23 protein-coding genes and 1 pseudogene are annotated in these 24,701 nt (G+C 39.6%); 16 read left to right on the top strand and 8 right to left on the bottom strand.

From position 1 onward, the window contains the following. Positions 1-26: 26 nt before the first annotated feature. Positions 27-641 (bottom strand): response regulator transcription factor, encoded by a 615-nt coding sequence (locus CSC79_RS00895; RefSeq protein ID WP_099293018.1) that lies wholly within the window; start codon positions 639-641, stop codon positions 27-29. Further along, entirely contained in the window at positions 619-1,764 is a 1,146-nt protein-coding gene (locus CSC79_RS00890) for a histidine kinase (protein ID WP_099293016.1), read from the bottom strand. Before CSC79_RS00890 ends, CSC79_RS00895 begins: the two co-directional genes overlap by 23 nt. Before the next feature lie 150 nt (positions 1,765-1,914). Here CSC79_RS00890 and CSC79_RS00885 point away from each other — a divergent pair, with 150 nt between their 5' ends. From CSC79_RS00885 to CSC79_RS00870, 4 genes are all read left to right on the top strand, one after another. Then, positions 1,915-3,084, top strand: a complete 1,170-nt coding sequence (locus tag CSC79_RS00885; RefSeq protein ID WP_099293014.1) for an acyltransferase family protein — start codon at positions 1,915-1,917, stop codon at positions 3,082-3,084. 53 nt (positions 3,085-3,137) lie between these two features. After that, positions 3,138-3,437, top strand: coding sequence for a hypothetical protein (locus tag CSC79_RS00880; protein WP_099293012.1), 300 nt, complete (start codon positions 3,138-3,140; stop codon positions 3,435-3,437). A gap of 105 nt (positions 3,438-3,542) precedes the next feature. After that, positions 3,543-4,124: a hypothetical protein gene (locus tag CSC79_RS20035; protein WP_180270364.1), complete on the top strand. Its 582-nt coding sequence runs from the start codon at positions 3,543-3,545 to the stop codon at positions 4,122-4,124. Between the two features lie 186 nt (positions 4,125-4,310). Further along, on the top strand, positions 4,311-4,730 hold the full coding sequence (locus tag CSC79_RS00870) for a hypothetical protein (protein ID WP_099293010.1): 420 nt from the start codon (positions 4,311-4,313) through the stop codon (positions 4,728-4,730). A gap of 198 nt (positions 4,731-4,928) precedes the next feature. Here CSC79_RS00870 and CSC79_RS00865 read toward each other — a convergent pair whose 3' ends face one another. Next, the gene (locus CSC79_RS00865) at positions 4,929-5,441 is read right to left on the bottom strand and encodes a TetR/AcrR family transcriptional regulator (protein ID WP_099293008.1); all 513 of its coding nucleotides are present in this window, start codon (positions 5,439-5,441) and stop codon (positions 4,929-4,931) included. A gap of 67 nt (positions 5,442-5,508) precedes the next feature. On the opposite strand from CSC79_RS00865, the gene CSC79_RS00860 reads away from it, so the two are divergent. Beyond that, the gene (locus CSC79_RS00860; protein ID WP_180270363.1) at positions 5,509-6,414 is read left to right on the top strand and encodes a DMT family transporter; all 906 of its coding nucleotides are present in this window, start codon (positions 5,509-5,511) and stop codon (positions 6,412-6,414) included. A 262-nt stretch (positions 6,415-6,676) separates the two neighbouring features. Next, positions 6,677-7,882 carry an anhydro-N-acetylmuramic acid kinase gene (locus CSC79_RS00855; RefSeq protein ID WP_099293004.1) on the top strand — a complete coding sequence of 402 codons (1,206 nt, stop codon included), beginning with the start codon at positions 6,677-6,679 and terminating at the stop codon, positions 7,880-7,882. Positions 7,883-7,898: 16 nt separating this feature from the next. On the opposite strand, the gene CSC79_RS00850 is transcribed toward CSC79_RS00855, so the two are convergent. Further along, the gene (locus tag CSC79_RS00850) at positions 7,899-8,396 is read right to left on the bottom strand and encodes a hypothetical protein (RefSeq protein ID WP_099293002.1); all 498 of its coding nucleotides are present in this window, start codon (positions 8,394-8,396) and stop codon (positions 7,899-7,901) included. A 460-nt stretch (positions 8,397-8,856) separates the two neighbouring features. On the opposite strand from CSC79_RS00850, the gene CSC79_RS00845 reads away from it, so the two are divergent. The 3 genes from CSC79_RS00845 (at position 8,857) to CSC79_RS00830 (ending at position 12,367) form a co-directional block, all read left to right on the top strand. After that, on the top strand, positions 8,857-9,168 hold the full coding sequence (locus CSC79_RS00845; protein ID WP_099293000.1) for a hypothetical protein: 312 nt from the start codon (positions 8,857-8,859) through the stop codon (positions 9,166-9,168). 557 nt (positions 9,169-9,725) lie between these two features. Beyond that, positions 9,726-10,820 carry a serine hydrolase domain-containing protein gene (locus CSC79_RS00835; RefSeq protein WP_099292996.1) on the top strand — a complete coding sequence of 365 codons (1,095 nt, stop codon included), beginning with the start codon at positions 9,726-9,728 and terminating at the stop codon, positions 10,818-10,820. 110 nt (positions 10,821-10,930) lie between these two features. Next, a complete protein-coding gene (locus CSC79_RS00830) occupies positions 10,931-12,367 on the top strand; it encodes an MBL fold metallo-hydrolase (RefSeq protein ID WP_143483806.1) in 1,437 nt (478 codons plus the stop codon). A 222-nt stretch (positions 12,368-12,589) separates the two neighbouring features. Here CSC79_RS00830 and CSC79_RS00825 read toward each other — a convergent pair whose 3' ends face one another. Further along, complete coding sequence (locus tag CSC79_RS00825) at positions 12,590-13,435, bottom strand: tetratricopeptide repeat protein (RefSeq protein ID WP_143483805.1); 846 nt, start codon at positions 13,433-13,435, stop codon at positions 12,590-12,592. Positions 13,436-13,772: 337 nt separating this feature from the next. Here CSC79_RS00825 and CSC79_RS00820 point away from each other — a divergent pair. Then, positions 13,773-14,192: pseudogene (locus CSC79_RS00820) on the top strand (hypothetical protein). A gap of 32 nt (positions 14,193-14,224) precedes the next feature. On the opposite strand, the gene CSC79_RS00815 reads toward CSC79_RS00820, so the two are convergent. Then, complete coding sequence (locus CSC79_RS00815; RefSeq protein ID WP_099292990.1) at positions 14,225-15,115, bottom strand: LysR family transcriptional regulator; 891 nt, start codon at positions 15,113-15,115, stop codon at positions 14,225-14,227. A gap of 120 nt (positions 15,116-15,235) precedes the next feature. On the opposite strand from CSC79_RS00815, the gene CSC79_RS00810 reads away from it, so the two are divergent. The 6 genes from CSC79_RS00810 (at position 15,236) to CSC79_RS00785 (ending at position 20,183) form a co-directional block, all read left to right on the top strand. After that, positions 15,236-15,721, top strand: a complete 486-nt coding sequence (locus CSC79_RS00810; protein WP_099292988.1) for a VOC family protein — start codon at positions 15,236-15,238, stop codon at positions 15,719-15,721. 162 nt (positions 15,722-15,883) lie between these two features. Continuing rightward, complete coding sequence (locus tag CSC79_RS00805) at positions 15,884-16,195, top strand: hypothetical protein (protein WP_099292986.1); 312 nt, start codon at positions 15,884-15,886, stop codon at positions 16,193-16,195. 34 nt (positions 16,196-16,229) lie between these two features. Beyond that, positions 16,230-17,057 (top strand): alpha/beta hydrolase-fold protein, encoded by an 828-nt coding sequence (locus CSC79_RS00800; protein ID WP_099292984.1) that lies wholly within the window; start codon positions 16,230-16,232, stop codon positions 17,055-17,057. 335 nt (positions 17,058-17,392) lie between these two features. Further along, positions 17,393-19,054 carry a diguanylate cyclase gene (locus CSC79_RS00795; protein WP_099292982.1) on the top strand — a complete coding sequence of 554 codons (1,662 nt, stop codon included), beginning with the start codon at positions 17,393-17,395 and terminating at the stop codon, positions 19,052-19,054. Positions 19,055-19,068: 14 nt separating this feature from the next. Beyond that, positions 19,069-19,527, top strand: coding sequence for a thioredoxin (locus tag CSC79_RS00790; protein WP_099292980.1), 459 nt, complete (start codon positions 19,069-19,071; stop codon positions 19,525-19,527). Between the two features lie 62 nt (positions 19,528-19,589). After that, complete coding sequence (locus tag CSC79_RS00785; RefSeq protein WP_099292978.1) at positions 19,590-20,183, top strand: DUF4202 domain-containing protein; 594 nt, start codon at positions 19,590-19,592, stop codon at positions 20,181-20,183. A gap of 511 nt (positions 20,184-20,694) precedes the next feature. Here the strand turns inward: CSC79_RS00785 and CSC79_RS00780 are convergent. Then, on the bottom strand, positions 20,695-23,115 hold the full coding sequence (locus CSC79_RS00780) for a DUF2309 domain-containing protein (RefSeq protein ID WP_099292976.1): 2,421 nt from the start codon (positions 23,113-23,115) through the stop codon (positions 20,695-20,697). Beyond that, positions 23,112-24,683, bottom strand: coding sequence for an NADH-quinone oxidoreductase subunit L (locus tag CSC79_RS00775; protein ID WP_099292974.1), 1,572 nt, complete (start codon positions 24,681-24,683; stop codon positions 23,112-23,114). Before CSC79_RS00775 ends, CSC79_RS00780 begins: the two co-directional genes overlap by 4 nt. Positions 24,684-24,701: the final 18 nt, after the last annotated feature.

The raw sequence follows: 24,701 nt of genomic DNA, 5'->3' as shown, positions 1-24,701 counted from the left end.
AATAGTAATTTGGTGTTGTTCGCGTGTTAAATTAGGTTTTGATTAATAGCTTTTATAACGGCCTGAGTGCGGTCTTTTACCTCTAATTTAGCAAGGATTTGTGACACATGATTACGAATAGTCCCCTCAGAGTTATCTAACTTTTTGGCAATCACTTTGTTCGACATGCCTAAAGACAAACACTGCAATACGGTTTGTTCTTTGCCTGTTAAGCAGAACTGAGGGCTTAGTTGCTTTTTGAGTAAAAAATCAGTCACCGCACTTTGCAATACTCGCTCACCTGCAACGACCTGCTTGATAGCGCTAATGAGTTCTTCAAGTTCAATGTCTTTAAGCACATAGCCACGAGCACCTAGATTAAGGGCTTTGACTAATACATCACAATCTTCAAATGTGGTGATGATCAGCACAGGGGTTTTATCACCCTTTTCACGCATTTTTTGCAGCACGCCGAGCCCATCTAAATTCGGCATTCTCATATCGAGTAAAGCAATGTCAAAACTATGCTCAGCTAATAGTGCAAGCGCTTGTAAGCCATCTTCAGCTTGGGCTTCGATATTAATGGCGCTATCGAGGTTGAGTAAATTAGCGAGGCCTAAACGAACTAAGGTCTGATCTTCAACTAGTAGGCACTTTATCATGGCTTTTTTCTTCTAAATTTAGTGGTAGGGTCATGGTATTGATCAATGTTTCTTGCTCAAGATGTTGTGAAAATTCACCGCCAAATTGTGCCATTCGCTCATTTAATCCTGCTAATCCGTTCCCTTGTTTTGGTAAATGGGTCTCTGGTTGATTGTGATACGCTTTTGCAATTAACAGCGGCTGTTGGTTCACGTGGGTGACATTCACCTGCAAAGTAAAATGGTTTGCTTGGGTATGTTTAAGGGTGTTGCTGATCATCTCTTGGGTAAACCGCAATACACACAGGGCAAAGTCTTGCGGGAGCTGCTCTGTCTCCTTACTTAGTTGGAGATCACAGTGTAAATTAGGTGTTAGTTCGCAAATGGCCTCAAGAGCTTGCTTAAGTATCGTTTTGTCATTGCGCTGAGTGGAAACGATTTCGCGCACCTCTGCCAATACTTCTTGGCTAAGTTGGTGGCAAAGAGAGAGGGTTTCAACGGTGGCTTCATTTGCAGCTCTTTTAGCAAAATCTAAATTAATGCTGAGCGCGGTAAGCTTATGGCCGAGTGAATCATGGAGCTCGCGTGATATATTTTGTCGCTCTTGCGCTGCATGCATCGCCCCCATCATGTGTTGGGTGGCTTTTAACTCTTTGTAGTTTTGGCGGGATTGGTAATGTGTATTTAAACTTTCGACAATCCGGCGACTGACAAACCAATTCATCAAGCAAAAGAAAAACCAAATTGTAAACGTGATCCAAGGAATGCCATTTTCCCAGCGCGCATAATGCGTTAAACCATACACCAGCATGGCGGCCACAACACAAGCCAGTATCTTAGGAAGCGAAAAATGAGGACTAAAAACCGCGGTAAACATCACTAGGTGGATAAAAACTAAGGATGTTGAACTCAGTTGTATCATTGCCAAAACAAGCAGGAAATAGCCAAGCGCTACGCCGTGAACAAATTTGTTGGGTTGTTTTAACACATACAGCAAAATAGCTAAAATGGAACCACTTACTATGATTTGCAAATATAGTGCTAATTCTGAGTTGGCATAATAGGCACACGCCGATGTCACCCCAAGCCACGATGCCAATGTTGAGAAATGCCAATCGGTTGTATGTCGTATAGTTGATTCCATTACTGTGGCCATATTTTTTTAGCAATTATTGCAGAACTCGCGTTGTAAAAACAGTGACATCTGTCATAGCTCGGTCTATGAGCTTTGTGACTAGTGCCATGAAACCTCATTCATTTATGCTTGATTAATAAAAGTTAGTTGGGCACATTAATGAATAAAGACAGTCGATTACACTACATTGATAATTTACGCAGCCTCGCGCTATTGCTCGGCATCGTATTTCATGCCGCTTTAGCCTACAGTCCGTTCTTTCGCAATATTTGGTTTACGGCAGACCCAAGCACACATGGTCTATTTGATTATATTACGCATACGCTGCACTTATTTCGGATGCCGTTATTTTTTATTATTGCAGGGTTTTGCAGTGCACTTTTAATAGATAAATCGAGCAACGCGCGCTTTTTACATCATCGCAGTAAACATATTCTACTGCCTTTTATTGTATTTTTACCGTTAAGCTTTGCTGTTTACTACCATGCCTTGAGTTTTGGAGCCGGTATAGCTAATCCAATACCGCCGATTTTTGCTGTGTTTAAAGTTATTAAAGAGCCTGTTGTTAGCACTATGCACTTATGGTTTTTGTGGAACTTATTCCAGTTTTGCTTAATTCACTGGTTGTTGAAAACAACTAACTTATTAGGCAATAAATTCGATGCGCTTAGCGCTCACCCTTTATTTATGTGGGTTGTACTTCCCATCGTGTTAACGTTTTCATTAATGGGGCAATCTATTCCATTTCCTGCTCCTGATAAACTCACGCCACAGTTATGGTCGTATGGTTTTTACGGCAGTTTTTATTGGTTGGGAGTGGGGCTTAATAAAAAACAGCAGCTCATTTGGTCATATCATAAGTACTTATGGCCTCTTATTTTGGGTGTTGCACTATCACTGACTGGTTATTTTTCTTTATTACCAGCCGCGCCAAGCTTAGATGACGTGATTGCCGCCGCAACTACGGGGTATTTTGCCGCAGCGGGAGAGCTACATGTATTGCATGTTTTATCACAAGGACTGAGTGTTATTTTGTTAACCGCCATAACGTTTTTACTTGGGCATCGTTTTTTAAATCACCAAAGTAAGCTCAGTCGCAGCATCTCAAATGCATCATATTGGATTTATTTAATACATGTGCCAGTGCTGATTTATATTCAGATGCCATTGATTAATACTAATTGGCCAGTTTTAGTAAAGTTTATAGTTAGCGTGGTGGTTACATTATTTATAGGTCAAATAAGTTATTTATTATTAGTTAAAAATACGTGGTTGGGCGCACTACTTAACGGTAGGCAAACCAAGAGAAAGGTAATACAGTCAGCTTAAATGTTGTCACTTGGTAATGACTTAAAAGCATCACTACATAAAGGAATACTATTATGCATGCAATAACAATCAAATCGACCATCGCCACGATTCAACAGGGGGCAATCAAAGCCGACGGCAAATTTTGGCTAACCAACACCGATATTCATTTTGCGCCGTTGAATGCACAATTTGGGTTAGGGCCTTATACGTTTGCACGGCGTGAAATTGTAAAAGTGAGTAAGTGCACTGGTAAAGTTGCGGGTATTTTGCCTTATACACATGATGCAATTGAAATCGTATTAAAAGATGGCAATAAATATCAATTCATTGTCTCGAATCCAATTGAGTGGATTAATTTAATTAACCAATAGTTTAAAGTACAAACGCTGGTAGTCCATAAAAGTAACTATTGTTTTAATGTACCTAATAATGCACGATAGAACATGTCACTATTTTATTGGGTATAGAGTAAGCACATGGATTTGATAAATACGCTTTTGCTTAAGCTGTGTTTGGGTAAAAAAGCCGAACCCCTCGTCGTTTTAGGGAAAAAACTATCAAACAACAATGACGCGGTAGTTAAGTCGCTTAATTTATATTGTTTTTCGCCTGATGCGTATTTCGACGATATTAGTGAGTTTGAGAAAGACAATTGTTTTATTGAATCTGTAGATGATATAACCCCTGTTGATGCATTAGTGAGAGCGCTGAGTAGTGCAAATGCCGTTGTTTGTGTCGATAATCGCTCTGAGCCTTTGCTTGTTTTGTCACTACTACAAAAGCTCACGCCCATTGGTTTTGAAACGTCAGGTTTGTTTAAAGATCTTGAGGCTTTTTACAGGGAAACAAATTATGGTTTTGGTGCTTTAGTTGGTAGAGAGTGTGTTGAGCATTCCCCTACGCTGTTTGATTGCTTGCAATCAGTGAAACTTAAAATGCTTGCAATAAATGATGGTTCAGATGCGTTAATTTTGTTTCTTTGCCATGAAGATGAACACACACAAGTGATTGAGCTGGCTAACAAAGCCCATATAAACCTCTACTTTGAAGAGATGTAAATGCTTACTTAGGGGGCAGGAGGTTATATTAATGAAAATTGACCTAGAAGCGTAGAGCGCAATATGATTGATATAACCGTATGCAGATGAGCAGATAATCACAGTGTGTAGTTATAAACTTAAGATTTATTGAATTAGATAATTCACAGTAATTGATATTTGAGTTACTTATTTATAAGGAATAGCATGAATAAAAACTTATTACTCCCTTGTGTTGCTTTGCTGTTTGCAGGGTTCAGTGTTAATGCAAATAATCAGGTGTTATCTGTTGACCAAGTTGCACTGCAAGGCGTGCAATTCGCATTCGAGAATGATGCGCATACTAGACCAAAAAACAGTGATTTTACGCTGCTCAACACCGTGCTAATGAGTAGTGAGCAAGGTCATCGCGTAGCGGTTGTTACGGTACGTAATGACGCTTCTGGATCTCGAATACTCGAAGGTTCACACCTTATGGCACTGTTTGCTGATGGCCAACGCAAAGCTCCTGTATCTATGACTGAAGGAGTTAAATTAGACCGAGGTGAAAGACGTTCATTTACGGTGTCGTTTGGTGAGGCTGACTATCCAATCTTAAGCGTTTACAGTAGTAATGATATCGAGTAGAAAAGTTAAAAAATCATCATTAATTTAGGTGCTTTTATGTTGGTAACACCCAGAACAGTGCTAAACACGAGCGAAGTCTGGCTGTAAACAGGCTTTAGATCTGCATAGGTGATAGGCCGCCAATATACTTATAATCAAAACGAGTCGTGGGTATAGCGAAAATTCCCACGCACACAGTTCTACCGAAAGATCTCGCCTTTATCGGCACTCACTTACCAATTTCTGTGCAATTATGAGTGATTTTTTCCCAAGTAAAGGCCAGCTTTGCATCAACCCTTCATGTATTAGTAATAGCTCATCTTCATAACCTTTAAGATCTAGAGCATTCGCTAACCTATTGGCCACTTCAAATTTATGGCGAGTTAATAGCTCTGATAAAGCTTCACTGTTTGGGTAGGCTGCTACTGCATTGTGGAATAGGCAGCCGCTTGGGGCGTATTTGTTCATCCAGAATTCTATTTGACTAAATACGTGCTCAGCTATTGGGATATCACTGTCATTTAATGAGTTGAAAATAGTGCTTAAATACCGAGTGTGACGGTACTCAAGTGCAGTGACTATCATCGCTTCTTTTGAGGGACAGTATTTATACAGGGTTCTTAAGCTTACCCCTGTGGCTTCTTTTAACGCATCAACACCTTGTTCTGCAAAGCCATGTTGGGCGAAAGCAGTTTCTAAAGCGCTGGCTATCTTTTCTTGAGTCTTGTTCATAGTTGACATGGTAAAACGATCACTCTACCATTGCAAGTAGAGTGATCGTTTTACTTTTGGGGTGAATGTGTTTAATAAGTTGAAATCAATACCGGTATTAGAAATAGGCTTAGTCGCCGCATGGAGTTCTGGCTTTATCGGAGGGACGTTGGCGTCTAATACTGGTTCCATTTTTACCGTTTTGTTTTGGCGGTTTTTAATCACCTCCGTCATTTTGCTCCCCTTTACACTAAAGGTTTTAGCAAAACTAACTACACGGGATTTAATACAGCAATGTGTAATTGGTGGCTTTGCTATGTTTGGTTATCTAGCAACAATCATCGCAGCAATTGATATGGGCGTTTCTCCAGGAACCGCAGCGTTAATTGCCTCTTTACAGCCTATAGTCACCGCTGCTCTCGCTGGTATTGTGTTGTCTGAGAAGGTTGTTTTTAAACAGTGGGTAGGTTTATGCTTAGGGTTTATTGGTGTCGCAGTCACTGTGGTTGGTGGGTTAAATGATTCGCCGTTACTTGCTTACGCTTTGGCCTTACTTAGTATGGTATGCATTGTTGTTGCAACCTTTGTAGCGAAGGCGAGACCGAGTAAAGTGACACTATTGCCATCGCTTACTATACAGTGCTTAATCACCAGTGTGTTGTTTATGCCACTTGCCTACTTTAATGGCGGTATAGTACCCGAAATTAGCCTTAACTTTGCTTATGCAGTTGCTTGGTTCGTACTATTTTCTACTCTTGGCGCTTACGGACTTTATTGGCAGATCTTATCAAAAAGTTCTGCAACGCGGGTGTCGAGTCTTATTTATTTAACGCCACCCGTAACAACACTATGGGCTTGGATTATGTTTGGCGAAGCAATCACTGTACCTGCTATTTTAGGTCTGGGTATAAGTGCTGTGGGTGTTTACTTAACGCTGGTGAAGATAAAGGATAAAAAAGTCACAACAACACATCCTTGTAGTCTAACCAAGTAATTAGGGCGTGCAATCGGCAACTATAATTAAAAGCGCACAGGGCAGTGTGCGCTTTAAAGGGGGTCATGTGAATACTGCCATTGTTACAAACTATTTTACGTTTGGTATCGTGGAAAAAACTCGACCTAATGCTAGCTTAGGCTAAAACACTAAAATAACAATGATAGGTATCCCTTTTAAGCAATTTTATTTATTGCAGTAATTATTTTTACTATTAGTATGACGTTCGGTAAGTTTATTCAATTATTAAAAGGTAACCGACATGCACCCACACATTGCTAAGCTTTATGAAAGCGCGAATAAATCGCATAAGCTTATTATTGGCCTAATGAGTGGCACTTCGTTGGATGGCCTTGACGTGGCACTGTGCAAAATTTCAAACCATGGTATGAACACTAAAATAGCATTGTTAGCGTTTGATACAGTGCCTTATGATGACGACTATAAACAAAAAATTAAAACGGTATTTGCCAAACGTGAATGCGACCTAGAGCAGATAACTTTATTGCACCCATGGATTGGTCAGTTACATGGCACTATGGTAAACCAGTGCCTTTCAAAGTGGGACGTGGCAGCTGATTCTATCGATGTGATCGCCAGTCATGGTCAAACAATTTATCACTGCCCTAAAAGCCAACATGGGCAAGACAGTTTTGGTCATGGCACGCTACAAATCGGGGATAGCGATCATATAGCCGTCACTACAGGTATCACCACTGTGGGGGATTTTCGTCAAAAACATATTGCTGCAGGGGGAGAGGGTGCTCCGCTTGCTGTTTATGGTGATTACTTGTTTTTTACCAGCCGTGATGAAAATCGCATTTTGCTTAATATGGGAGGCATTGCTAATTTAACCTATCTTCCGAAATCCGCAGATGCACGTGCCGTATTTAGCTCAGATATAGGCCCTGGGAATACCATTATGGATGCTTATATTCAGCAGTATTTTAAGCCACTGAGCTACGATGTTGACAGTAAAATAGCGCGCCAAGGACAGATAAACCAAGCATTATTAAATGCGCTGTGTGATGACTTGTTTTTTCAACAGCCTTTTCCAAAAACAACCGGCCCTGAAGTTTTCAACATGCAATATTTAGCACGTGCACAGGCCTTATCTAATACAACAGAGCTGAAACACAGCGATGTAATGGCCACTTTAACACGCTTTTCAGCGCAGGTAATTGCCGATGCAATTAACCTTAGTAGTGCAGCTCTAGATAGTGTGAGTGTATATGCCAGTGGAGGTGGGGTTCACAACCCATTGTTGATGGAACATATTCTATCTTTATGCCCTCAGTTAACGGCGATTCAAAATACGCAAGCACTGGGTATTAACCCTGACGCGAAAGAAGCCGTTTTATTTGCCATTCTAGCGAATGAATGTCTCAGCGGGGGGCAGATGCGTTTTGGTAATACAGCACAAGGTATTCCCAATGTGACAATGGGCAAAGTTAGTTTTGCTGATTAGTCCTCGTTTACCAGTGCTAAAAAATAGATAATAACGCACTGCTACAACTAGCAAAAAAATGGCGAATCGAGTGGTTTTTAGGTATGTTAGCTGTCGCAGGTAGCTGCTCAACGTAGCCTTTTTCGTGCGGGGAGATCACAACATCAAACTGGGCACTGTCTTTCAATGTTGCATGTAAACCATGCAGCATTAACTGCATCACAAACTCATTGCTGCCTTCAGGCACATCTATTTTAGATAACACTAAATTGACTTCACCTGCTTCAAGGTCTTGTTGAGTAACGGTGTGCGCTGCTGTGTAACGGGCATTTCTTGCAAGCAAATGGGTGACATTAACTGAAATAATATCATTCTCATGGGCGTCATCTGGTAAAGCGCAGACAAGGTTTATCTCGTGCTGATCATTAGCAACTAAATGCAAGCTATCGAATTCAGATGTGTGGGCCATTGCAGCCGACAATGGATCTTCAAGAGATTGTAATGCGAAGTTCAATCTCACATGAGCGGTGTTCATTTAATTCAGTCGTCTTTTAGTCGTTATACCAATTCGCTTAATTAAGTATTATTGCGGATTGGTATTAGTTAAATTGAATAGAAATTATCCTTTAGTTAGATTACAGAATTATGACTGTTGAATAAATCGGCATAGTTTATCGACCAAAACATAAAATTTTGTTTTTCTGTTCCAAAACATGAAACGGTTTATTACAAGGCTGCTATAGTAAGCTTTTGTTGCAGAGTAATTTTTATGTAGTTTTAACTAACTATGGGCCTTGCCATCAAAACACGTCACTCAACCATTAGAAGCCCCCTCTAAAAAACAGCATATCCTCTTGTTATATTTTTCGTGAAATTAAATTGAACAATTGACCCGAAATAGGAACTCGGCTATTTTTGATGTATCAATAGAAATAAAGTTAAGACGAGTTAATCTAAAAGTTTGTTAGGTTTACTAATTAGTTAAGGATAGAAAATTGAATTATTCAAAATGGTTAAAAAAGACATTTCCTAATTTGTGTGATACGCGAGAACAAACACTTCAATCATTTATCGGTGAAGCAAACTCTAGTAGTCAACTGTTCAGAGAATTTATAAAAGTATTAGGATTTTTGTTTTTTGTTATACCGTTTAATTTATTTCTTTTGGCTTCAGGAGTTCAGTCGCCGCTATATTGGGTGTTACTGCTAGCCTCTTTCTTGGTTGGTAGCTTTTTTTCTGTTTATTGTGATCAGCTTTTAATTAAAAAGCGTTTACGCAAAGTTGCCAATGAAATCAGGTACAAATAAGTCAAGGCCAAGAGATAGCGTAGATCCAAAGGAATTAATAAAGATGCAAACAGAAGTAGGTTTGATTGAATCAATGTTACAGTCAAAAACACTCACTATAGTAGTGATCGTTGCTCTAACTTTGATTGGTGGCTTTTTTATATTTTTATCTAAAATGGCTAGCTAGAGACTGTCAATAAATGAATGGGGTAAAATTTTTCCTTTTGTGTGAGTGATTTACGTTTGCTCGGCTATACCTTAGATAATTAGATGGTTTTTTAATTACATTGTTCGTGAGTAAACGAGACAGTGGTAAAACCAGAGCCTTATAACCATTCAATCTTTTACACCCATCGACTATCCATCTTATTCTACAGTTGCTTGCGTTTAGTGGTGCAAAGGGATAGTCAGTTCGGCATAACGACATAAGTACGCTGTACTGCAACAGAATCAATTTGTTGTGATTCTTTAGGTAAAGATTTTAACCTAAACCAAAAAGTTAATACTGAAATTCAAGGTAAATAGACTATTCAACAACCTAAGCATTTTTTGTAAGGGTTTTAACCACAAGGAAAGTTATGATTAAATCTATTTTAGTAATATCGGCGCTTGTTTTAGCCAAGTTTGTTACTGCCGAAGAAATTACTGACGTGTCTGAGCTTACAGCGCGTTTGGACAATGCCGTTCCCAAAATTTTAGATAAACACAAAGCACCGGGTGTTGCAATTGCGCTTGTCAATGGTAATGGACTCGTTGGGTTTCGTTCCTATGGCTTTGCAGATGTAGCAACGAAAACACAAATAACTCAACGTACAATGTTTAATGTAGGTTCGATTTCTAAGTTGGTGACTGCGTGGGGGGTAATGCAGTTAGTCGCCCAAGATAAAGTCGATTTAGATGCGCCAATTAATCAATATCTTAAACGCTGGCAGATTCCTAACGCTGAGTTTGACGTACAAAAAGTAACGTTAAGAAATGTCCTATCTCACACTTCAGGTTTGTCGCTGGGACCCTATTCAGGGTGGGACTCTCGTGAAAAGTTATCCTCTATTGTTGATTCACTAAAAGGTGATAACAATAATGCTGGACCCGTTGAACTTATTCATGCGCCAGATACAAAGTGGTCTTATTCTGGTGGTGGGTATTCAGTGGTGCAGCTGCTAATTGAAGATGTATCCGGCATGACATTTGATGACTACATGCAGAAATATGTATTCGGCCCACTAAATATGCAGGATTCTACTTTTAATATTACTGAAAAGGTAATGAATAAGTCGGCAACACCTTATGATAATACTGGCAGAATAACGGGTATGGTGTACTTCAACGAAAAAGCTGCGGCAGGTTTGCAAACTACCCCCAGAGATTTAGCACGCTTTAATATGGCTGTATTACGCAACAAAGAGGGTCATTATAACGGTTTAACATTGTTGTCAGAAAAGCTTATTGATCAGATGATAAAGCCAGCTCCGAACACTAATGGACGTTGGAGTATGAGCTATGTCGTGGACGCAGAAAACAATAGTCTCGGCTTTGCTGGGTTTAATCGGGGTTGGGTTTCGCTATCACGCTCTGTCACCGACTTAAACTTTGGCTATGTGATATTAAATAACAGCAGCATTGGTGCTGTAAATAACGAAATTGATAGCCTTATTCTCTCTACTGTTAAGTAGAGTCGTAATTAAAATATAAGCATTTAGCGGATAAACCGCTTAATGCATTTACTATTTTTATCAGGAAGTTTTGTGGGGTATCTCACTTAACCTATAAAAAGGAATTTATTTTGAGGGTTTATTTTAAATCACTTCTTTCGATAGTGGCTCTTAGCAGCTTTACTCTCAGTACCTATGCCAATGAGGCTAAATCATTTATCAGCTTAATTAAGACTCACTATCAAAGTACATCTTCTATTGAAACCTTTTCATTAACTCATAGTTATTTAGGACGAAGTGATCCTTATCAGTCATGGGATTTTCAAGCGCCTACACGCTATAAGGCTTTTAAAATCACCGAGATTGATACTAAAAAACAGCATTACTATCAAAATGTTGTTCATAATTTTACTGGAGGCCAGTATTTTGATGAAGTGCACTTTCAAAATGATGAAGAAAGCTTACGTTACGAACGCAATGGGATTTCTTTAGGGAAAAGTGCAATTGAACAAAGCTTGAATAGCTTTAAACGGTATAAGAATCTCACGTTGATGAATTTAGATTTTATGGCAGTTAGGCCGTTAATAAATGAAGTGAATACTGATGAAAAAATAGCATATCATCAGGATGATAAAGCCAATACAGTGACGTTAATTCACCGCCCATCTGAAAAAAGCACAATGGAATATATATTTAATATTGAGCCTTTGCGTTTAGTGTCAATCACCAATAAAAGTAGAAAGCGCATTTATCTTTATGACGACTACAGATATAACAATGGTTTCTATTTTGCTCATTCGCTTATCAAGAAATATAATGGGGACGTCAATCCTAGTTTTATTACTCGAATTGAAAAATTTGAAGAAATAGAGCAAATAGATACAGGAAAGTTAATGCTACCCGCTGGCTACTTTAAAGCTGCTTCAAGCAAAAAGTTAGACCTCACGGTTAAAGCGATAGCCAATGATCTCTACTTAGTCACCGATGATTTAGCAACTAGAAACACCCTATTGAAAATAAATAATAACGATATTACAGTGTTCGGTGTGTCAAGAAATACTAAATCATCGAAACACGTAATCGATGCTATTAAACAGCGTTTCCCAGCGAAAAACATTACAGCGGTCTATGTTACTCACCCCTACAGTGACCATATTTCAGGTTTATTACCTTATGTTGAGCAGGGCGCGGTAATTTATGCGGACGCTTATACTGTTAGTGCTATAAAAGCCTTTCCCCGTTTTTCTGAGGTAATAAAAAAATTCAATTTTAAAACGCTCTCCAATGAACAAGTTATTGATGGTGTACGTTTTTACGTTTTAGAAAATACACGGTCAAAGCGTCAAAGCTTTGCCTTTTTTGAGCAAGATGGGATCATATTTCAAACTGACTTTTTGGAAGTCGCTTTTGATAATACCATCGCTAAAATACTGCCCAGTTATAGTAAGCGATTTATAGAGTTTGTGAGAAGTGAGCAATTAAAAGTAAATCGCATAGTGGGGTTTCACCGAAATAATAACATATTGCCAGAAGTTGTTAATCAGTCTTATCAAGCGAATACTATGTGACGCAAAATACCCTACATATTGATTAATTAGGGTTCCTAACAGCTTGTTCATTTTAGCTTTACTCATTTGTTTGCAAGCGAGCACCGTACGCTCATGAGCGCATTGAAGTTGTAGATGGTTCCAAAAAGCATCAGCTTACATGGGTTGACCATTGTTTGCTGGAGCAGCAAATGAATTACCTTGCAGCTTTTAAAAAATGAAATGCCGATTAAGCTACATAGTTTAGAGCTGTAGTTTCAGTTTATTGTAAAGGGCGAGATCATGGGTCAGTAGGTGTTTGGTCTCAATATTAACGATTGCTGATTTGGCTGTGTCGGGCAGCTTCTTCTTTATAGCGATTTGAGCAATACGTAAATTTGTTAAGCTTTGGTATGACGCTTCATTTATCGCTTTTGCTTGTAAGATGACATCTTGAAATAACGGTAATGCTTCATCTAAACGGCCCATAAAATGCAGTGCGCGCGCTATATTATAATGCGCCATAACTAAGTAATGAATATCATCATCTTTTTTTGCATTTTCTAATGCTATTTGTAAATAAGTGAGTGTAGCGTCTAAATCATTTTGTTTATGGGCTAGGTAACCTAATATTGTATAAATTTGTTTTTTTATATGGCTATTAGGGTGATTGTTAAACTTGGTTTCCAGTTCTAACAGCAGTGATGAGCCTTTTTTATAATCACCGGTATACAGTTGAAAGGTGGCGTAATCAATAATACTTTGCGCATCCCATTGTGCCATGTTTGAAAATGCGGCATCGACACTTTCAATATATTCACTTAAATCTGCCTCTTCATCTTGGCTTGCAAGTTTTACTTTGTACATATAACTGTGTATTTCAACCCGCTTAGGCAATGAAGGCAGAGTCAGCAAGTCGTCTACTTCTTTATGCAAGCGGTTATATTCTTGGGCTTTAAATAGCAAATCCATTAATGTGAGTTTTTGATGGAACCAAAGGTGTGTCGCAGCAGGCGTGTGCGTTAAAGTGGCTGATAGATCAGCAATACACTGTGATAAATTTTTCTTACAGGTATCGGTTTTAAGTTCGCTCACTAAGGCAAATGACAAAAATGAACTTAATGTAAGGCAAATTATTACAACTTTTGAGAACATTTTGCTGGTAATTTATTTCCTAAATTTATCTTTCAATAAGATAGACTATTTTACTGAATAATATAAGTCATTATGTTCAAGAATGGCAAAACAGATCATAAATAGTGCTGATTTGACTTATTTCGAACATGAATGTCTTTTAAGCTAAAGAGCACCTTTAGTAAGTTTAGTTTTTTTAAATATGGGGAGTTTATTTACTTGAATAACCTCCAGTCCAATTAGTGTGTTGATTTTGTTTATGAAGTTATGTGTAATGAAGTCAGAAAAGTTAACTGCTGGCATGGAAGTATATATGAATATTTGGCTGATTATTGCGGGCGCATTAAGTGCACTTGCTGCTGTGTTACATTTGGGTTGTATTTACTTTGGTGCTACTTGATATCGTTTTTTTGGTGCTGGCGAATATATGGCAATACGTGCAGAGCAGGGTAGCATTGAGCCTACATTAATAACATCTGCAATAGCATTAGTGCTCTTAACATGGTCGTTGTTTGCTTTTTCTGCCGCTGGACTTATATTTAAATTGCCATTTGTGCGCCCAGTTTTGATGCTTATTACATTTGTTTATTTAGCACGAGGCGTTGCCGGGTTCTTATTCATTAATAACCCATTAGGGCGCTCGCCTGATTTTTGGGTTTGGAGTTCGCTAATATGCCTAAGTTTGGGCGTAGTTCATTTAATTGGCTTAAAACAACAGTGGACAAACCTTTAAACTCTGACTTTTAAGTGACACCCTTTTATACGCTAACCACCCGTTAGTTTATGTATCACGTTTATGAGCGCTTTATAGCGTTCAGGCAACGTTCTGTTTTTCTTTTTCACGGTATAAAGCGTTTCAATAACCGGGGTTGGCGGTTTAATAACTGTGAGCAGTTCTTTTTGAGCAAAATTCTCAAGCGCGTTTTTTGGTAATACAGTAAAACCTAAGCCTTTAGCGACAGGTGAAAGAATTTGACTGAGCTGATTAATGTAGCTGACAACGGGAATATCTGTGGGAACTAATTTTTTTAGGCTAGGCTCCTGGCACTGCTCGAAGTACATCGATAGGTAATGCTTGGCATCTGGATGATCGACTAAGCCCTGATTTATAAGTGTTTCTGCTAATGTGCCAGTTGGTGCGATATTTTTAGGTAGCACTAAACATAACTCTTCATTTGCGAGCTTATTTATATCAAACTCACGCATATTGGGTACGTCGGTGACAATGCCCAAGTCTATGTTACTTTTTTGAATGTCATTTAAAATTTGGTGATTTGGCGCTGCTATTAGCTTGATAATAAGTGAAGGGTGACTCATTTGTAAATCTAACAAAGCAGGATACAGTAAAAGCGCCATTGAGCCTGAACAGGCAATGGTGCAGTTTCCAGCATGTGGGTTATCAAATGCTAATGCTTCAAGGAGTGTCTGCTCGTTCTTTTTCAGGGTGGTAGCATAATCATAAACTAGGCGACCTTGCTCAGTTAAATCGAAACTTTTTTTATCTCTTTTTATCAGTGTAAAGCCACATGCTTGCTCAAGCTTACTTACCTGTTGGCTCACACCTGGCTGAGTCATAAATAGCTTTTCAGCTGTTTTAGTAAAGTGCCCAGTGTTAATTAAGGTTACAAACGTATTTAACCAAATAGGGTTTAGCATGTTTTACCATAATTTTAAGTTATTAAAGTGATTATATTTGATAATTTAATTTAATCAATATTCTGCTCTACACTGGTGTTACTGATTTCATAGTTAAGCAAACTTTTGTAGGAGAAAGCGATGAAAATGAATCATGTAGGCCTAATGGTTGGTGATATGGACAAGGCGGTTGAGTTTTACACTGAGGTGCTTGGTTTACGCATAATCATGAATAATACCAAGGTGCAAGAAGAACGAGAAACCGCCATTGGCAGAATGTGCATTGCTGTTTTTGGTGAAGGTTTTAAAGGGTTTAACATTGCACACTTAGTAACAACAGATGGTATCGGCGTTGAGTTGTTTGAAATGAAAGAGCGAGATCAACGCCATCATGTTGACTTTTCACGGTTGGGGATTTTTCATTTTTGCTTACAAACTGACGATTTTGAAGGTGTAATGAAAAAGACAGAGGAGTTTGGTGGCAAAGTTAGAATGGATGTCATGCGATATCACCCTGAAGATGACAATAGACCTGCAAAAATGGTGTATCTAGAAGACCCATTCGGCAACCTATTTGAACTTTATTCTCATACCTATGAAGAAACGTACTCTTCAGACTATGATTAAGTAATCCTTAGAGCGACAATTGAGTCGCTCTTTTTGTAGGTAAAGAGAGGTCGTTAGTTATTTTTAGAATGTTACATAGCGGGGCTTTTTTGGATGTGCTAAGTTTATTAATACTTGTTATGTGGCATTTTTCTCTAGTTGTAACCTTAAGGAGTACAGGCTTTGGAAGTGGTAATTTTAGTTACGTTAGTAACTGTTTGGGCAGCCCTTATGTTACGCTCAGTGATGGCTGAATATACTTATTATCAATCAGTTAAAACTCGTGAGCCGCAGATATGGCAGCAGCTAGGTGCTCCTCGCTTTCTTAAAGTCCCGATAGTGTTTGTTTCAGCCAAGGGCAATAAGTTGCTAAAACAGGTAACCGATACTACAGTGCGTGAAAATGCATTAAAGCACCAACGTGCCGGCAGACAATTTTTGTTTTATATCGTTGCTGTATTGGTGATAGGTATTGTTTATTTGAAACTGACTTAATAGACTAGCAGAACTTTTATAATTAAAGAATTATATGCCTGTGAAGCCTATTTTTATCATTGTTTTTTTACTATGTGCGTTTGCTACTACTGCAGAGAATAAATTTGAAATCCCCCGCAGTAATATCGTCGAAATTAAAGACCCTCTTTCTGGCCGTATTTATCCTCTTTTCGTTAAATTACCGCGGTCTTATGCAGCAAACAGTAATAAAGCTTATCCAGTTATTTATTTAACGGATGCGATGTACAGCTTTCAAGTTGTGTCTGGCGCTACCCGCTTTGCGATGAACAGTGCAAAAATGGACGAAGCCATAATTGTGGGTATTTCATATTCAAAAGGATCACGAGGTCCATCAAGCCGAGTGCGCGACTATACTCATCAGGTAGCCCCTAATTGGAAACTAGAAACAGGTAAAGCCCAAGCGCATGCTCAGTTCATTAAAAAATCTGTTTTTGGCTATCTTAACAAGCACTACAGAGTGAGTGGTTCGCGTACTTTTGTTGGTAATTCTCTTGGTGGGTTATTTGGGGCGTATATTCTTTTTACTGATCCAACTATGTTTGATAATTATGTGTTGGGCAGTCCTTCAACTTGGTACAAAAATAACGATATATTGAATGTTAAAATTACGCCAAGCCTGCGCTCTCATAAAGTGTACATTGGTGTGGGAGAGTATGAAACGCCTGAATTTGACTCGCCAGATCACGATATGGTTTTAGGCGCCAAACAGTTAAAGTTGAAATTATCTGATCCGCTATTGCCGCATATTCAGGTAAGGCTTAACGTTATTCTAGGTGCAAGTCATGAAACAGCGTTTCCCACTACCGCTACTCAAGGCCTGTATTGGATATTTAAAAAGTAATAATACAAAATTTGATTACGCGCAATCCAACGTATTTTATTTCAAGTCATTTAGGTACTTATGCAAGTTTAATACTATATTAATATTAGCAGTACTTATGTTGAATAAGTTAATATGTACCTAAAACACCTCATGATGCAAATTTTGGCGTTTCACAGGGATTTAATATTAAGGCGTTATTTTGCCGCATTGGCTATCCCTTTTAATTCCAACTGACAATCGTATCGTTAGATGGCTTGGATATAGGTAACGTATTGGCGCATTTTATCCACTTGATTAGTGCTCATGCATCGCTTTGTACGATATTAAAATCATGCCTTTTGGATGGAGTTATTTTGAGAACAACAATAAACATTATTTTTAGTGTCGTTTTTCTATTTGTTGTTATTTTTCCCCTCCGAGTATGCGCTGAAACAGTTACTCTTAATAGCGATACTGCGTTGGTCATTAATGACAATAATCTGTGGAAACGGCTGCCTGATAAGTTTGACCCACATAATATTGATGTGTTGGATAATTGGTACAATAAACAGCAAGCTGTTGATTCAATTATTGGTAAGTCTGGGCGTTTTGTTACCAAGTTAACTGTCGTTGCTAACAGCACCGAGCGATGGTTTATAGTGCCCAAAACTAATTTTATTGACCAAGGACTTGGCTATTATTTTAACCCCATCGATTCAATCGTTATTACACAAGAATTTTCTCAGTTAGCAGATAATAAAACACCGCAATTACTGCACTTTCAAGCATTTAGCCTTTCTATGAATAAAGGTGAAAAAGGGGAGCTTTGGGTGGTGATTTCAGCACAAAAATACCCATCCCCTGTGTCTATTAAATTATTAAATAGTGAATCGTTTTACCGTTTTCAAACTGTTAATAATGTATTGTCGGTTGCGGCTATTTTTGCCATGTTACTTTTAGCTTTATTAACATCATTTATTTACTTTGGTACTCGTAATCGTATTGCGATAACATGTGCTGGCTACTTAGGCTTTCATGGGATTGGATGGGCGGCGGCATCAGGATTAATTGATGATTTGCTTAATCTCTCCTTCAATACTGTTTATTTAGGAATGTATATTTTCCCATTAGCCGTCGCTTTTGCCGCCCAGTTTGTGGCTGATTTATTTGAATGTAAGGACAACCATCGCAAAACGTATAAGTTTTTACATTGGCTAACTATTGCCAGTGCAGTCGCCACAGGTGTGATTGCGTTTACTTCTTTCTCATTTGCTTTTGCTGTTTCACATATATTTGCAATGCTTTGGATAAGCGTGACGATTGTTATTGGCGTTTATATGCTCAAATTAAAAGACTTTAGAGCGAAGTACTTTTTATTTGGTAACGTGCTTTATGGGTTGTCGCTTATTTATTACATGCTATCTCATAGTGACGTTTTTGGTGAGCTTGACTATGCTGAGTCGTTAGTTGTGTCTGCATTGGCCATTGATTGCATATGTATTATGCTCTCTCTCACTGAATGGTTTAAGATAAAACAATCAGAATATAACCGTAACTTTTACTTATCGCGCTTAGATCCACTGACAAAGTTAGGCAATCGCTATGCATTGAATGAGGGGATCTCAAAATTAGGGCCACACTATGTGGTGGTTTATTTAGATATTGATGGTCTTAAAAAAATAAATGACAACCTAGGTCATGGCGAAGGCGATAAGCTTATCACTTTCGTGGCTAAATATTTACTAGAGACATTTGCCGCTCATGGCAGTATTTTTAGAACAGGCGGCGATGAATTTGTTATGTTGCTACCTTTACTTCGCTTTGAGCAATTAACGAGTAAGTTAGAGAGCACGCAAAAGCTATTGGATATATTGCCTGACAAAATTCACGAAAAGTGGGCGCAAGCAGGCATTAGTTATGGTATTTGTAATAGTGCTGAGCAAGACACGCCTTCGAAGTGTTTATCACAAGCGGATAAGCGCATGTACCTGCAAAAAGAGCAGCATCGTACAGAGCACAACGTATTACAACAATAATAAAGGAACATAATATGTTTAAACAATTTCTATTGGTGCTTGCACTGTTCGTTGCACCTTTAGCCATGGCAGATAAAGGCCCTTTTGTGGGCGAAATTTCAACTACACGTTTATTGGCTGATTATGCAAAGTTTAATAAGGAGTTTACTGTGTTTACTCCTTCTAATGATGAACTTGCAAAAATTCAACAGCTTGATGGTAAAGATATTGTGGTTCTGTTTGGAACCTGGTGCCACGATAGCGAACGCGAGGTGCCTAGATTGCTAAAGCTTATTTCGCAGTCTGAGGTGGCACTTAAAAGTTTAACCTTGGTTGGCGTAGGATACGACAAGCGTGACCCACAAGGTATTGCACAGCAATACAATTTAAAATACACCCCAACAATGATTGTGCTGGATGACGGTAAAGAGATTGCACGCATGATTGAAAAGCCAAAGGTCTCATTAGCCAGCGATCTGAGTCAATTTAACTGACTATAATGGGATATACCCATTTAAAATCAGGTTAAATAAATATTGAGAGCGGTATTGTTAGTATGTTTAAGCAAGTAATACAGTTAATTGATGAGGCAAATAGCCACGATCCAAATAAAGAGCAGTATGCACACGAGATGTGGCCAAAGGAGCGGTTATATTCAGAGCATATGACCAATATGCTAGATCGCTTTGCGCCAAATAGCGATCAATTAATGCATGTTGCAGTGCGTGCCCAGCATATTGAGCGCTGGAAATCGCCACGCAGTGATTTTCCTATGAATAAGCAAGGTTATCACCAATGGCGCAGTGCGCTTTATACTTTTCATGCCAGTACGGTTGTTAAGTTAATGCAGCAAGCGGGCTTCTCACAGCAACAGCAAGACCGTGTTTATGCAGCAGTGGCTAAACAACAAATAAAACGCAACCCAGACAGCCAACTGGTTGAAGATATTGCAAGTCTTGTGTTTATAGAGCACTACATGTTGGCATTTGCAGCAACCAAGCCTGACTATGATGAGCAAAAGTGGATCGGGATTTTACAGCGCACGTGGCAAAAAATGTCACCACAGGCACATGAATTTGTACTAGCCGGCAACATTACATTGCCAGCGCCTCTAGTGCCTTTGATTGAAAAAGCGCTGGCTGATAACTAAATTAACCAGCGTTTAGGCTAAATTATCAGTGTATATGGATAACTTTAAGGGTTACAGAGTTGACAATACCTGGGGGCCCTTCGGCGTGTTTTCTGTGATTTATATACTCTTTAACTTGTTTGGTTGGGAGTGAACATTACGTACATATTCTCCCCGGGAGTGCCTTTTAAATTACAAAGTTTGCTGTATCACACCAGGGCATGTGGCGTTAAGCCGCTATGCTAAGTCTTTCGCGGTGTTGACAATTATAGCTTATCTTTGTGGGCTGTTCATTGCCCTTAAGTCTGGCATGAACTGTCCTATGAGCGGCTTATGATGATTAAATCGCGCCTGCAATTGGGTTCGATTTAGCACTTTTTCCAAAGCATTAGGCAAGGTTAATATCCAGTGCTGATTTTAAATTGAGCACTCGTTTTCCACTGTTTTAGTGGTTACTTGCTCACCAATTTTGAGAAGCAAAAGTGTCTGTCTCGCTTGCGTTATAGCCTGCGGGGCTAACACAGGTGCATGGTTATTCGGCTTTTGCTATTTGGCTATGCCATGCGTTTTTGTACAAGCGTTCAATTTCATTGTTGTCTCCCCAGCGCAGTAGAGTTAACCAATCATTATCTACGAGGTTTTTAATCATGCAGTGCTTTTGATATATCGCAAAGATTGCATCACGTGGTGCGGCAATATATATACTCAGGCGTAAGGGCTCGTGCATCCATTGCTTGCCATTGTGAAGCGATTGTATAGCGAGTCCTATACGTAAGTCGCCACCATTGCCTTCAAATACACCTATATTACCGCCTACCGCATTATGTAGCACTTTATTGCCACTGCCGTACTTATAGTTATCAGTCACGGAGGCGTTATACTGGGTGTTGATCCAGTTTGTTACAATCATCGGAGCTGTCATAATTAACTCTAAAAGAGCAAACTCAGTATCGTGTTGCCATTGGTAATCATGTAAAAAGCAGCGCCCTTTTAAGTCAACGTCGCGGGTCCAGTTACGCGGTGCCACAATAAATGCAGCGTTATTTGCAAGTCCCCATTCAGGGCGCACTTGTGACCAATCGTTCGCCCGTTTTTGGTAAGCTTGATTAATTTGATTGTGTGACGCATTCGCTAAACGTGGGTCGATGTGCTGCAAACGCTCTTGTTGAGCTTGTTTAGTGGCTGTTCGCAGCCATTGCGACATGGTTGGATTGAGTGATGAATCAAAAAGGGTGATTTCATCAGTTGTAGTATTGTGCAAAGCGGCTACAAATTGGCAATCATCAGGCAGTGATATACCACGGTTTTGTAGTTGCTTACGTACATCAGGCTCATTAAGTAAGGATGCTAATACTCGCACATTTACTTCCCCGGTCTGCCCGCCACATGCGCCGCAATCAAGGCCTGCAGCATGTAAGTTATTGGTGCTGTGGCTGCCGTGTCCTACCAATAGTATTTTTTCTGCATACTCAGTAAGTCCCATTGCATTAAGCACGGTGTAAGCCAGCTCAGTTTTGTCTTCTGTATTGAGCTGAATGTTATCTTTGCTCAATTGCCATTGAGTATCATGACAGTGGTGGTTTGACGTATTGTTTGCTAAAAAGGTATTTTTTAAAAGCTTGAGTGCATAGAGCCAACCCATTGATTCAACCATCGAAAACGCTGACGGAGCGGCTTTAGACCAATTTTGCCATGCGGCAGTTAAGCTGCGCTCTGCCGTTATTTTATGGCTGCCTTTTTGCTCGCTGACTTGAATGATCGGTTTTAATAAACCGGGCAATTGCGGACGTTTTAGCGCGCTTGCATTAGCTTGATACTCAATAGGTAAGCCAAAAAAACCGGCAAAGCCAAAGGTTTCAATTGTTTGACTTTGTGACTCTAGCGCACGACGCATGACCTCGGAGCGTACATCGATACAAAATACGGCTTGAAGCTGCGCTTTGGCAGGTGTGGCTTTACTTGCATTAAGTAGAGTTTCATTTAACGTTTGCTGATAACTTAGTTCGTGTGCCTTAGCCCACACCCAACCTGGTTGTTGAGCTATTTTATGGTTATTGAAACGCTCAAATAGTTCAGCTTTTTCGTGTTGCCATTGTGAACGCAGTAATTGAAAGCTTTTGGAGTCATGTTGCTCAATGTATTGCCAAATAACTACGTCCCAGGCCATGCGAATTGCAAGCAGCTGATGCATTTCCTCATGAGGCTGTTGATACAAATCTCCTTGCCAGCGAAGATAAGCAAGCCATGATGCCCATCCATTAATATCCAGTAACAGTGAGTGCGCATAATATTCTAAGATATCTTCGCTTATTCCTAAGCAATCAATCGCCATGGCAATTAATTCATCTGCTGTGTCTGGCAGCTTAGCAAAATAATGGTTAAGGTGTTTTTCATCCATAATAATGCTCACACCCTTGTCAGCTTTGATTACTTTTAGCCAATGAGCGTAAAGGTCGGCAACCTGCGACACATCATTGCGATGCAGCATGGGGCCAAGTTGCTGATAATGGGCTGCACAAAACTGACTAATTTGCTGAATGATTTCATCATGCCAAGCCATTTTATGAGGGTCTCGTTGGGTATCAAGCAAATCTGAAATGTTATGCCAATGCTTAACTGGCAATTCAATATTAAGAGAGTCTTTGAGCTGCTCAATGGTCATATCGACGCCAAGTACAAAGGCGGCATCCTGCAGATGTTTACCGGTAATAGTATGCTGTTTATATTTTTCTTGGTAATACGCTTTGGGCATTTGTAGCTTGGCATTGCTAAGGGTGCCAATGCGTGCAGCAACGTGCTCTATCGGCATAGTACGCATTTGCCAAAATGGGTTTACGGCAATCATTTGGTCTAACGGCCAACTAGGTGCAATATAGCCACATACTGTGTTTAATATGTCTTTGTGTTTAGGGCTGAGCGTATTTTTTTCGCATTGTGCGATTGCTGCGTTCATGATTTTGACTCCAGTATCGTCACTATTTTAGTGTGATTTTTAGTATTTGTGCGCGCATTAACTGGCAAGCGAATAGGCCAAATTTTTAATGTGAGGCGGGTAAACCATTCATCCAAATATAACCCTGCAAATAACAGGGCTGAGAGGGCTTTTACTTTAGGATGTTGACTTTGATTTTTTAGTAGATAGCTTAACCCGACTAACACAACAATAAGCAGGGTAGCCCAGTTATCAGCTGAGCTGAAAGCAGCTTCTCGCCAAACAGTGGTACCGATAGCTAGAGTGAAAACGGCTTTTAAACTTATATAGCTAAGTGTTGCTATCACAGCTGCCATAATCGTGGAGATGATGACTGAGCCATTTGTAGTGCCATGCTTTGTTGCGATGAGCATTGTCAAAGCACACGTTAATAATAACCAAATACTTACAGCACCACTGTACCCACTGAGATACCAAGCTAAACCAACAAGCACTGAAGACACACTAAAACCCAGTAACCAATTTGCAGTAGTGGGTACGTGTTCAGGAGCATGACGGCGCTTTATATCTTCATTTATCGCATTGCCTGCGTTTAAAAAAGCATAGGCCTTGTACATAGAGTGGGTGACTAAGTGGAGCAAGGCTAATTCGAATAGCCCTAGCGCGCATTCTAATAACATTAACCCCATTTGCGCGCTGGTAGACCAAGCCATCCTTACTTTAACACTGACTCGTGTTGTCATTACTAGCGCACTGATAACTGTGGTTAAACCTGCAACAACTAATACCAACCACTGTGCGACTGTCGCTTGCATAAACAAAGGGGCAAATAAAATCAGTAAAAAACCGCCAAGGTTTATAACCCCAGCGTGCAGTAATGCACTCACCGGCGTTGGAGCTTCTACTACTTGTATAAGCCAACCATGCAGAGGCAACTGAGCACATTTTATTAGTGCAGCAATCGCAATGAGCACGCCTGCAAGTTGTTCACTTATGCTAAGCGGGCCGCTGTTGTTAGTATAGGCAAGGCTCAAATCACTAATAAACCACGTGTTATGAACGTTATAAAGTAAAACGAAGGCCAGCAGTAAGCTGGTTTCGGCTACACGAGCCACAATGAACTTTTTGTGCGCCGCGAGGGCTGCACGGGGTCTGTTTGGGTAAAACATAAGGAGTTGATGCAATGCCAAGCTAATACATACCCAGCCGAGCCAAAGCAACACTAAATGATTACTGATCACCACCAAGGTTACTGCAGACAATGTGGTGAGTAGCCAGCGCCAAAAATAATTAATGCGGGGCTCTCCTGCCATGTAATTTTGACAGAATTTGACCAGGCTTGTCCCTATAAACACAATCAGCGCAAGCATAATAAGCCGTGTGGGCGATAAAGATAAAAATGAATGGGGGGTAAATGAGAATACAGTGTGCGCTACAGCAACAGTTGCTAGTAAGGCCGCATTGGCAATGAGCAAATAAAATAGATGTTTCCCATCGTTTGATTGAGTTTTGACGCCTACTTTATACGCTGTCATCATTAGGCTAACGGGGATTGTTAAAACCAATAATGACATGATTAATTCATTCATTGTCGACTCCTTTTAATA

The organism is Pseudoalteromonas sp. 3D05, from assembly GCF_002723455.1.
GTDB lineage: Bacteria > Pseudomonadota > Gammaproteobacteria > Enterobacterales > Alteromonadaceae > Pseudoalteromonas.
The sequence above is the reverse complement of the archived record's forward strand: the minus strand, read 5'-3'. Positions and strand labels throughout refer to the sequence as shown.